Annotated in this window: 2 protein-coding genes; both read left to right on the top strand. The window is 63.0% G+C overall.

Annotated features, from left to right (window positions below; all coding sequences use genetic code 11):
• Nucleotides 1-27: 27 nt before the first annotated feature.
• Nucleotides 28-435: a PilZ domain-containing protein gene (locus S58_RS07080; protein WP_015664580.1), complete on the top strand. Its 408-nt coding sequence runs from the start codon at nucleotides 28-30 to the stop codon at nucleotides 433-435.
• A 308-nt stretch (nucleotides 436-743) separates the two neighbouring features.
• Nucleotides 744-2426 carry a TolC family protein gene (locus tag S58_RS07085; protein WP_160167585.1) on the top strand — a complete coding sequence of 561 codons (1683 nt, stop codon included), beginning with the start codon at nucleotides 744-746 and terminating at the stop codon, nucleotides 2424-2426.
• The last annotated feature ends 256 nt before the right edge of the window (nucleotides 2427-2682 follow it).

Here is a 2682-nt window from a genome sequence, read left to right on the forward strand (position 1 = left end):
CGGAGAGAGAGAAGCAGGAGCCAATCCATGAGCATTGCGGCCAGCAAACGCGCGATCGCGCTGCCCCGGTTCTCGCTGCCGAAGCTGAGGCGTAGCAAGGCTCCGGCCTTCTCCAGGCGCCATAGCCGTCACGCCTGCGTTCTCATCGGGACGATGAAGGTCATCGAGATCGGCGCGGAGTTCGACGGTGCATTGCTGGAGGTCTCGCGCGGCGGTTGCACATTCCGCCAGGCCAGCATGTTCCTGCTCGACCGCGTGAACGAGGTCGTGCTCGTCCATACCGAGTTCTTCGAGATCGAGGGCAGGATCCGCGCGGTCCGTCCCGACGGCTATGGCATCCAGTTCTTCGGCGAGATCGAAGAGAGCGTGGTCGATCGCATCGTCGACGAGTACGGCTTCACCGTCGCCGATTCGTTTCTCGCGAAACGCAACTGACGCGCGATTAGTCCGCTCCCTGCTAAGAACGAGACGTGTTTTGCAACTCGCGATAATGGCTCGCGTGCAAACTCGTCTTCGGATATCTAAAAAAATATACGCAGTCGGAAAAATTGCTACCTTGCGTGGTCGAGATTTTTAGTCGGCATTAAGGGTAATAGAGCACTAACAGCGGGTGGATGGTGTAACCCGTGTCGTGCAGTAATGAATGCAGCGTCTTATCTTCTGCGATTGAGTCACGATGCTCGCCTGCGCAGCGCTCGCGACGCCCGCACTCTCTCGATCGTTCGGGTCGCCGAATGGATCGCGTGAGCTCATCTCGTGTCGAGACGCGCAGCCAGTGCGCCCACATCGTGCGGCTTGCAGCGCTCTGCCTTCTGGCGCTCCAGCTCGCGGCCTGCGTGACGACCTCCTCGGTGCCGAACAGTCCGTTCCTGACGGCGGTGGTCCGCCTCAATCCGCTGGCGCGCCCGCCTGAGTCCGTTGCCAATGCCAACGCCGCGGTGATCGACACGCCGAAGGCGCAGGCGGCCGAGGTGCAGAGCGGCACACCAAGACCTGCCGTGGCGACCGCCGACGTCGAGACGACCTCCGCTGTCCCAAGCGCGGAGCGCAGGGACGTCTATCCTCAGGTCGCGAGCGCCTCGCGCAACCTTGCGACGATTGCAGCTCCCGCTGCGCCTGGGATCGCCCGGCCCGGCGTGACCGACGCGGCGAGGCCTGCGTCGAACGGACGAGGAATTCTGCTGGGCGAAGCCGTCGGCGCCGCCGTGCTCAGCCATCCGCTGATGGGCGCGCAGGCGGCCAAGGTGAGCGGCTCGCTCGCTGACGTCCGCGGCGCGGAAGGCTCGCTCAAGCCGCAGCTCCAGGTCTATGCAGGCTCCGGCGGCTCGTATCTCGGATCCTACGTGAACTATCCGCGCCAGTTCAGCGACGTCGCCATTCCCGGCAGCTCGCGGTCGGATGCCGGATTCACGCTGCGGCAGCTCATCTACGATTTCGGTGCTGCAAAGGCGGACATCGCGCGGAGCAAGTCGCTGGTCGATGCCGAGCGTCTGCGTCTGGCGGATCAGGCCGAAGACATCGCGCTTCGGACCGCCAACGCGTATTTCAATCTGCTCGAGCAGAGTGAACTGGTCGCGCTGATCGACAAGGTGGTGGCTGACGACAACAGCTTTGCCAAGCTGGTGATGCTCAACGAGAAGCAGGGCAACGGCACCGTCGCCGACGTCAACCGGATCAAGTCCAAGGTGATCGAGGTGGAGGCCGTGCGCACCGACGTCATGACGGCGCTCCGCACCGCCGAGGACGAGTTCTTCCGGCTCACGAAGCTCGACCCGGGTCAGGTTCGCCGGTCGTCCTCGTCGCTCCCCCGCATTCCGTCGTCCTTCGAGCCGGCGCTCGCGGCGGCCAAGCAGTCCAACCCGTCGCTGCTCGCCTTGAGCGCGAATGGCAGCTCGATCGAGCATCAACTCGCCTCGCAGAAGGCGCAGCAGCTGCCGCGCGTCGACCTGCAGGGCGACGGGCTCGTGAAGCATTACATCGGCAACCAGGCGGCGAGCCAGGGCGTGGTCGATTCCCGCCTGATGGTGATGGTGTCCTACAAGCTGTTCGACGGCGGCATCATGGCCTCGCAGGTCGATCGGATCCGCGAAGACAAGAGGGCCAATGACTTCAGAGCGCTGGACGAAAAGGAGAGCATCGAGCTCAACCTGAGGCGGTTGTATCAGTCGCTGTCGTCCAATCGCATCAAGGAGACCTCGGCCATCCAGGGCATCGCCACGGCGCAGAAGGCCAACACGCTCTATCTCGAGCAGTTCAAGGCCGGCAAGCGCACCGTGTTCGAGGTTCTGGACAGCCGCATGGTCGTCTTCACCATGCAGAAGAACGCGGTCAACGGGAAGTATGAGCAGCTTCGCGCTGCCTACGGAATCCTGCGCAATGTCGGGACTCTGGTGGAGACGGCGGTGCGATCGCCGGCGGGATCATGACGTCAGCCCGCGGTCGTTCTCGCCTTGGTTGTAGAAGCCCGCGTTGCTCGCCGTGTACGGATTACCGGAAGTCGTGCGCAGGGCGTGCTGCTCGCTTTCGGAAGTGCCGCTTAAACGAGAATTAAACCAGCGAGCGATCAGGTCTATCTCCGAGTTGTCCACCGTCCGCAGAAGAAGATTACCTTAGTGAAGGAAGCGGATGGTGACGGAATGAGTGACCGCTCTCGCGTCGCCAATTTGCTCGGGTGTAGTTGCT

The organism is Bradyrhizobium oligotrophicum S58, from assembly GCF_000344805.1.
GTDB classification, from domain to species: Bacteria; Pseudomonadota; Alphaproteobacteria; order Rhizobiales; family Xanthobacteraceae; genus Bradyrhizobium; species Bradyrhizobium oligotrophicum.